Genomic DNA, 7,709 nt, shown 5'->3' on the forward strand with positions numbered 1-7,709 from the left:
CCATGTACGACTTCGAGTACCAGAAAGCCACCGACGCCCAGACCGCCGTGACAGCGCTGAAGACGCACACGGACGCCAAATACCTCGGTGGCGGGCAGAGCCTGCTGGCAGCGATGAAGCTGCGGCTGGCGCAGCCGTCGATGCTGGTGGATGTCACGCGCATTCCTGGCATGTCAGGCATTCGCACGCAGCCCGGTGTGATCACGGTGGGCGCAGCCACATGCCATGCCGATGTGGCCGACAGCGCCGACATCGCCCGCATGCTGCCCGCGCTGGCGGAACTGGCCGGCGGCATTGGCGACCGGCAAGTACGCGCGATGGGCACGCTCGGCGGGTCGCTCGCCAACAACGACCCGGCGGCGTGCTACCCCGCCGCTGTGCTGGGCCTGAACGCGACCGTCGTCACCGAGCGGCGCAACATCGCGGCGGACGATTTTTTCCTCGGCATGTATGAGACCGCGCTGGCGGCGGACGAACTCATCACCGAGGTGCAGTTTCCCGTGCCGGACCAGGCGGCCTACGTGAAATTCCGCAACCCGGCATCGCGCTTTGCACTGGTGGGCGTATTCATCAGCCGCAAAGGCAACAACGTGCGCGTGGCGGTCACGGGCGCAGCACCGTGCGTGTTCCGCTGCACGCCGCTGGAGCAGGCGCTGGCGGCCAGCTTTACATCAGAAGCCGCGCGCAAGGTGGTGGTGCCTGCCGACGATCTCGTAGGCGACCTGCATGCCTCGCCGGAATATCGGGCGCACCTCATTCCGGTATTGACCGCTCGCGCGGTCGAACAGGCATTGGCGCACCATCACTGAGCGCATTGGCCAGGGAACGGCATGCCGGTCGATTCCATCGACAACTGCATCGCGCAACTGCAAGGTCAGGGCTATTTCGCCAGCCGTGAGCTGGCCACGGCTTTGTTCCTCGCGCTGCGCATGCAGCGGCCGCTGTTTCTGGAAGGCGAACCCGGCGTCGGCAAGACCGAGCTGGCGAAGGCGGCGGCCGGGCTGCTCGGCACGTCGCTGCTGCGGCTGCAGTGTTACGAAGGGCTGGACACCGCCAGCGCGCTCTATGAATGGGACTACCCGCGCCAGATCATGGCGCTGCGCCTGGCTGAGGCCGCCGGCGAGAAGCCACGCGCCGACACGCTCTACCGCGATGAATTTCTCCTCAAGCGCCCGCTGCTGCAGGCGCTGCTGCCCGACCCTGCCTGCCCCGACACACCGCGCGTTCTCTTGATCGACGAGATCGACCGCGCCGACGAACCCTTCGAGGCCTTCCTGCTGGAGTTGCTGTCCGACTTCCAGGTGTCGATTCCCGAATTCGGCACGGTGCGCGCGCAGGTGATTCCGCTGGTCATCATGACCTCCAACCGCACGCGCGAGGTGCACGACGCGCTCAAGCGGCGCTGTCTGTATCAATGGATCGGCTATCCGGATAAAACACGAGAGCTGCAGATCGTGGCGCAGCGCGCACCCGAGACTGCCGCCCGCCTGCAGCAGCGTGCGGTCGATTTCGTGCATCGCCTGCGCGGCATCGACTTGTTCAAGGCACCGGGCATTGCCGAAGCCATCGACTGGTGCCGCGCATTGGCAGCGCTGAACGTGACCGAGCTTGATCCGCAGTCCGTGCAAGACACGCTGGGCGTGCTGCTCAAGTACCAGGACGACCTGGCCCGCGTCGATCCGACGACCATCGAGCAACTGCTGGCCGCCCCGGCGCTGCCGGAGTAAGGGATGCAAGCGACCCAAGCGACCTTGCCAACGCAGTTACCGATGCTGGCGCGCAACGTGACGCACTTCGTGCGCCTGCTGCGCAACGCCGGCATGCCGCTGGCACCGTCGCGTGCAGTGGATGCCATCGAAGCCCTGAGCCACATCGACATCAGCCGCCGCGACGACGTGAAGGCCGCGCTGTCCGCCCTGCTCGTCTCGCACCCCGACGAACGCACGCTGTTCGATGCCGCTTTCAACGTGTTCTGGCGCGATCCGGATTGGGAAGGCAAGCTGCGCGCCCTGTTGCTGCCCAAGGTACGCGGCGGCATTCCGGCGGCGCGCAGCAACCGCCTGGCCGATGCGCTGCGTGTGCAGCCGTCGACCAACCTGCCACCCGGCCCAAAGCCGGATGGCGAACGTCATGACATCGTGGCGCCGCTGGCGTTTTCCGCGAACGAAGCCTTGCGCACGCGCGACTTCGACACGCTCAACGCTGCGGAATGGCGCACGCTGCAACACATGATCCGCCGTCGGCGCGTGCATCTGGCGCAGGAACGGACGCGCCGGCTGAAAGCAGCCTCGCGCGGGCGCCATCCAGACCTGCGTGCCACCGTCCGCCAAGCTGTGCGCGCCGGCGGCGAATGGACGGGTTGGAAATACCGTCAGCCCGTCGACCGCACACCGCCGCTGGTCCTGCTGCTCGACATCTCGGGATCGATGAGCCGCTACTCGCGCGCCGTGCTGTACTACTGCCACGCGCTGGTGCAGTCGCGCGAGCGCATCCAGGCCTTCCTGTTCGGCACGCGGCTGACCAATGTCTCCCGGCAATTGCGCGAGCGCGATCCGGATGTCGCCGTGCAAGCCATCGCCGAGCTTGTGCCGGATTGGTCGGGCGGCACGCGCATCGGTGCGGCGCTTGCCGAGTTCAACCGCCAATGGGCACGCCGCACGCTCTCCGGCCGTGCCACCGTCCTGCTCGTGACGGATGGACTCGATCACGAACACATCGACGTGCTCGACACCGAGATGGCGCGCCTGGCGCGCTTCGCCCATCGCATCGTGTGGCTCAACCCGCTGCTGCGCTTTGCCGGTTTCGAGCCGCGGGCACGTGGCGTGCGAGCCATCCTGCCGCATGTCGATGTGATGGTGCCGGCGCACCATTTCGACAGCCTGGCTGCGCTGGAACACGAATTGGCGCATGCTCGCCGCACGCGTCTCCCACGTACCCACACCCAAGCACGATCGACCGCGCCATGGAACTGACCCAGACCCATCTCCTGCCCGTGCCACTCCAGACCGCCTGGGATGCGCTGAACGACCCGGCCGTGCTGCAACGCTGCATTCCCGGCTGCGAGAGCCTCACCGCTGCCGAGGGCGGTGCCAACCCCGCCTACGACGTTGCCATGACCGCCGCCGTCGGGCCCGTCAAGGCGCGCTTCAAGGGGCGCATGGAACTGGCCGACATGGCGCCCCCGCGCAGCTATACGCTGCATTTCGACGGCCAGGGCGGCGCAGCCGGCTTCGGCAAGGGCAGCGCGCAGGTGCAGCTCACCCCCGAGGGCCCCACGGTCACGCGGCTCTCTTACTCCGCTACCGCGCAGGTGGGCGGCAAGCTTGCGCAAATCGGCTCGCGGCTGATCGACGGTGCGGCACGCAAACTGGCCGATGAGTTCTTCCAGCGTTTTTCGGCGGAATTCGGCACTGCTGACCCGGCCAGCGTCAACGGACATGCCGCGCCGCCCGTCGACGGCATGTCGGCACCGCAGGCGATTCCCGATCTGGCTGCCGGCGAACTGCAGGCCCACGGTGCGCCGCAGGGCGCCGCGCCCAACGTCAGCCCTGTGCTGCAGCCACGCAACCCATGGCCGTGGATCATCGTGGCGCTCGTGGCCGTAGTGGCCGCCTACCTGTTTTTGCACCACGGGGCATAATTGGTGCATCCCCGCAACAGACACATACAGCGCGCGAAAGCGCAGCAAACGCATCATGGACAGCGTCGATCTTGAAGTCTTGAAAACCAGCGTGCGCTGGCTGGAACAGGGGCGGCGCGTGCTGCTCGTCACGGTGGTCAAAACGTGGGGCTCGTCCCCACGGCCCGAAGGCGCGATGCTCGCGCTGCGCGATGACGGCATCGTCATCGGCTCGGTCTCAGGCGGCTGCATTGAAGACGACCTCATCGACCGCGTGCGCCGTGAGGGCCTCCACTACACCAAACCGGAAGCCGTCAAATACGGCATCAGCGCTGAAGAAGCGCATCGCTTTGGGCTGCCCTGCGGCGGCACGCTGCAACTCGTGCTGGAGCCTCTGAACGCCTCCAGCGGGATCGACGCCCTGCTGCACGCCGTGGAAGCCGGCCAGCTCGTCGCCCGCACGCTGGACATGGCGACCGGCGCCTCGACGCTGCAGCACGCCACCGTCACCGACGGCCTGCAGTTTGACGAAGCGCGCCTTGTGACCATTCACGGGCCACGCTACCGGATGCTCGTCATCGGCGCGGGACAGCTCTCGCGCTACCTGTGCCAGATCGCCGTAGGCCTCGATTACCAGGTCACCGTCTGCGACCCGCGCGAAGAGTACAGCGAAGAGTGGTCGATCCCCGGCGTTGCCATGGTCCGCACCATGCCCGACGATACGGTGACGGCCATGAAGCTCGATGAGCGCAGCGCCGTCATCGCCGTGACGCACGACCCCAAGCTCGATGACCTCGCGCTCATGGAGGCGCTCAAGACGCCCGCGTTCTACGTAGGCGCCCTGGGCAGCCGCCGCAACAACGCCAACCGCCGCGAGCGCCTGAAGGAATTCGATCTGAGCGATGCCGAGCTGGCGCGCCTGCATGGGCCGGTCGGCATTTACATCGGCAGCCGTACACCACCGGAAATCGCCATCTCGATCCTGGCCGAAGTGACAGCCGCCAAGAACGGCGTGTCGCTGCCGACCATCCTGCAAGTCGAAGGTGCCAAGGCCGCGCGCGAGATTGCCGCCAACGCCGCGTCGAGCTGCGCTGTCCCGCAGACTTGAGTCAACCCTCTGCTCGAATGGGATGCCGAAAGGCGGCTGAAAGGTTACATTCTTATAAATCGCTGATTGCGCACAGGTTTTGGCCGCATCGCATCACGCGAGCCCTGCGGCCCGCGAACCGTGTTTCGTGTGCGCGGCTTCACCTGCACGACTTGTCTGTTCCCTGCCCCCGGGCGCGCTGCCAATGCGCGCCTCGCCGGTGCGGCAGCGGTCGTGTTGTTTGCAAGCGGGACGGTCGCCCGTTTTGCCACCCAAGAGATTCAAGTTTTCTCGCATGAGTATTTTGCTAACCGGTGCGACCGGTTTCGTGGGCGGTGCCATTGCCGCCAATCTGGCAGCCAAAGGTTTGCTGGCCGACACACGCTTTGCCGTGCGCGGCGACACGCCCGCTGAAGGGTTGGCGCGGCTGCGCAGCAACCTGCGGCGCTTCGAGTTTGCACAGGGCACGCTGGACGGCATTACGGAATCGCAGATCGTGCCCTTCGACCTGCGCGAGGCGGGTGCCGCCAAGCTGGGTGATCCGGAAATCATCATCAACTGCGCGGCGCTGGCAACGTTCTCGAACCATCCGTCGCTGTGGGAAACCAACGTGGATGGCGTGCTCGCGCTGGGCCGGCTGGCAGCACAGGGCACACGCCTGAAGCGCTTCCTGCAGATCGGTACGGCCATGTCGTGCGGCCAGCTGGCGGATCGCCATGTCAGCGAAAGCTGGGATGTGCCCCCGTTGGAGCAGCACGCGGTGCCCTACACGTATTCCAAAGGGATGGCCGAGCTGAAGCTGCGCGAAGCGGTGCCCGAACTGCCACTGGTGGTGGTGCGGCCGTCCATCGTGGTGGGCCACAGCACGCTGGGGTGCGAGCCCTCGGGCAGCATCTTCTGGATGCTGCGCATGGTGGCGCTGCTCGAAACGTTCAGTTGCCGCCTGTCCGACCGCGTCGACATCCTGCCCGTGGACGACTGCGCCGAAGCCATCGTGCAGTTGTCGATCAAGCCCACGCTGGCGCACGACCTGTATCACATCAGCGCCGGCGACGCGAACTCGGAGCGCATCGAAACGCTGTATCCACGCTTCAAGCGCTGCAAGACGCCAGAAGAAGATGCCCAGGCGCTGGCCGGCTATGTGTACCAGGAAAAAATCGCCGAGAAAGCATTGGCACGTAAATTCCTGAGCCTGACGGGCAACGGCAACGTGCGCTTGGTCGCACGCTGCATCCACCTGTATGCCAAGTTCGCCAGCATGAGCTACGTGTTCGACAACACGCGGCTGGTGCAGGAGACGGGCTTTCAACCGCGCTCCCTGCTCGCTTACCTCGACCGCTGCCTCGAGACGTCGGACGTCGTGCCGATCCCCGAGCAGATGCAGTGGGACTATAAGTAGCCGTCCGGCCTGCCCGGCTCGCACGGCGTGTCATGGCGCCGTGCTATAACCATCGGCGCCCTTCACCAAGACTCCGGTCTACACAACAAGGAGCCGCCGATGACGCTGCAAGCCCTCGTCCATCTCAATGTCGCCACGCTGGTGGATTCGTTCATCAGCCTTGCCTCCGCCTTTGCGCTCGGATCACTGATCGGCTTTGAGCGGCAAGTCAGACAGCGGACGGCCGGGCTGCGCACCAACGCGCTGGTGGCCGTGGCTGCATCGGCGTTTGTCGACATGGCCGCACAGATCGGCACCGCATCGGACACGACCCGCGTCATCGCCTATGTGGTCTCGGGCGTCGGCTTTCTGGGTGCCGGAACCATCATGAAGGAAGGGCTGAACGTGCGCGGGCTGAACACCGCCGCCACGCTGTGGGGTTCGGCCGCCGTGGGAGCCGCGGCGGGCTCCGACCTTGTCGGCCAGGCCATTCTCATTACGCTGTTCGTGCTGGCTTCGAACATCCTGCTGCGGCCGGTAGTGGACCGTATCAACCGCACGCCGCTGGACAACCAGGCCAGCGAAGTCACGTACACGATGTGTGTCATCTCGACCAGCGCGCGCCAGAAGGAGGTTCTGGCCGATCTGGAACGCCTGCTGGAAGACGCCAGCTACCCGATCAGCGATCTGTCGGTCGAACCCTTTGGCGACGACCACGTGGAAATTGAAGCCATGCTGATGTCGACTGCCGTGAACGCGGCCGAGCTGGACCGCATCGTTGCGTCGCTGCAATCGCAGCCGCACGTGGCACAGGCATTCTGGAACCCGAGTACGACGGAATAATCGGGCTCAACGCGCCGGTCAAAGCTCCTGGCTGGCCGCCAGCGCGAAGATTTTCGCCCAGCGGTTCGCTTCCTGGCGATTGCGCATCGGGATCAACCACTCGGCCTGCGCCTGATGCTTCAGGCGCAGCGCCAGCGTCCAGGCGCCTTCGCGTTCAACAGCATCGGCGCCGGCAATATCGGCGAAGAGAAAGCGTGCGCCTTGTCCGTGCAACTGCAGCGTCCCGCGCTTCTGTTCGGCATCCACCCCGACCTGCCCCCAGCTTCCGCTGAGCGACACGATCCGTTGGCCTTTCACGTTGACACCATGAACGGCCCGGTAACGCCGGATGACGGTGATGAGCGCGCCAGCCAGCAACGCCACGGCAACCAGCACCGCCGCGCTGCCCGCCACCGCGCCATAAGCTGCAGCAACCACCGCATATAACCGGACGGCGCCGTAGATCAGCAGACCAACCAGCGCAAGCGCGGCAATGATGAACGGCATGATGCGAATCCTTGAATGGGCCAGTCGGTTATATCAACCGAAACGCCATTCAAGGCAAGTCTTTGCCATGCCCGTCCATCAACGGCGGCGATATCAGGCGAGGCGGAACGCAGCAATGGCGGCGTTCAAGGCCTCCGCCTGTTCTTCCAGCGATTCAGCGGCCGCAGCCGCCTGCTCCACCAGCGCAGCGTTCTGCTGCGTGGCTTCATCCATCAGCGTGACAGCCTTGTTGACCTGTTCGATGCCCGAGCTTTGCTCGTTCGAGGCGGCGGCAATTTCGCCCATGATGTCGGTTA

The 7,709-nt window shown here is 65.6% G+C and carries 8 protein-coding genes and 1 pseudogene; 7 read left to right on the forward strand and 2 right to left on the reverse strand.

Annotation, left to right across the window (positions count from 1 at the left end):
* Nucleotides 1–2: 2 nt before the first annotated feature.
* From R2N16_RS21065 to R2N16_RS21095, 7 genes are all read left to right on the forward strand, one after another.
* Nucleotides 3–809 carry an FAD binding domain-containing protein gene (locus tag R2N16_RS21065; RefSeq protein ID WP_316668257.1) on the forward strand — a complete coding sequence of 269 codons (807 nt, stop codon included), beginning with the start codon at nt 3–5 and terminating at the stop codon, nt 807–809.
* A 21-nt stretch (nt 810–830) separates the two neighbouring features.
* Entirely contained in the window at nt 831–1,727 is an 897-nt protein-coding gene (locus tag R2N16_RS21070; protein WP_316668259.1) for an AAA family ATPase, read from the forward strand.
* Between the two features lie 3 nt (nt 1,728–1,730).
* On the forward strand, nt 1,731–2,972 hold the full coding sequence (locus tag R2N16_RS21075) for a vWA domain-containing protein (protein ID WP_316668261.1): 1,242 nt from the start codon (nt 1,731–1,733) through the stop codon (nt 2,970–2,972).
* Nucleotides 2,963–3,640: an SRPBCC family protein gene (locus tag R2N16_RS21080; protein WP_316668264.1), complete on the forward strand. Its 678-nt coding sequence runs from the start codon at nt 2,963–2,965 to the stop codon at nt 3,638–3,640. The genes R2N16_RS21075 and R2N16_RS21080 overlap by 10 nt, the downstream gene beginning before the upstream one ends.
* A 55-nt stretch (nt 3,641–3,695) precedes the next feature.
* Nucleotides 3,696–4,727, forward strand: a complete 1,032-nt coding sequence (locus R2N16_RS21085; RefSeq protein WP_316668266.1) for an XdhC family protein — start codon at nt 3,696–3,698, stop codon at nt 4,725–4,727.
* 274 nt (nt 4,728–5,001) lie between these two features.
* Nucleotides 5,002–6,105, forward strand: coding sequence for an SDR family oxidoreductase (locus R2N16_RS21090; protein ID WP_316668268.1), 1,104 nt, complete (start codon nt 5,002–5,004; stop codon nt 6,103–6,105).
* A 99-nt stretch (nt 6,106–6,204) separates the two neighbouring features.
* Complete coding sequence (locus tag R2N16_RS21095; protein ID WP_316668270.1) at nt 6,205–6,927, forward strand: MgtC/SapB family protein; 723 nt, start codon at nt 6,205–6,207, stop codon at nt 6,925–6,927.
* Nucleotides 6,928–6,945: 18 nt separating this feature from the next.
* Here R2N16_RS21095 and R2N16_RS21100 read toward each other — a convergent pair whose 3' ends face one another.
* Nucleotides 6,946–7,413, reverse strand: a complete 468-nt coding sequence (locus R2N16_RS21100; protein WP_316668272.1) for a hypothetical protein — start codon at nt 7,411–7,413, stop codon at nt 6,946–6,948.
* A gap of 93 nt (nt 7,414–7,506) precedes the next feature.
* Nucleotides 7,507–7,709, reverse strand: a pseudogene (locus R2N16_RS21105) (methyl-accepting chemotaxis protein); the annotation flags it as partial.

The sequence above is a fragment of the Ralstonia psammae genome, from assembly GCF_958405935.1.
Lineage (GTDB): Bacteria > Pseudomonadota > Gammaproteobacteria > Burkholderiales > Burkholderiaceae > Ralstonia > Ralstonia psammae.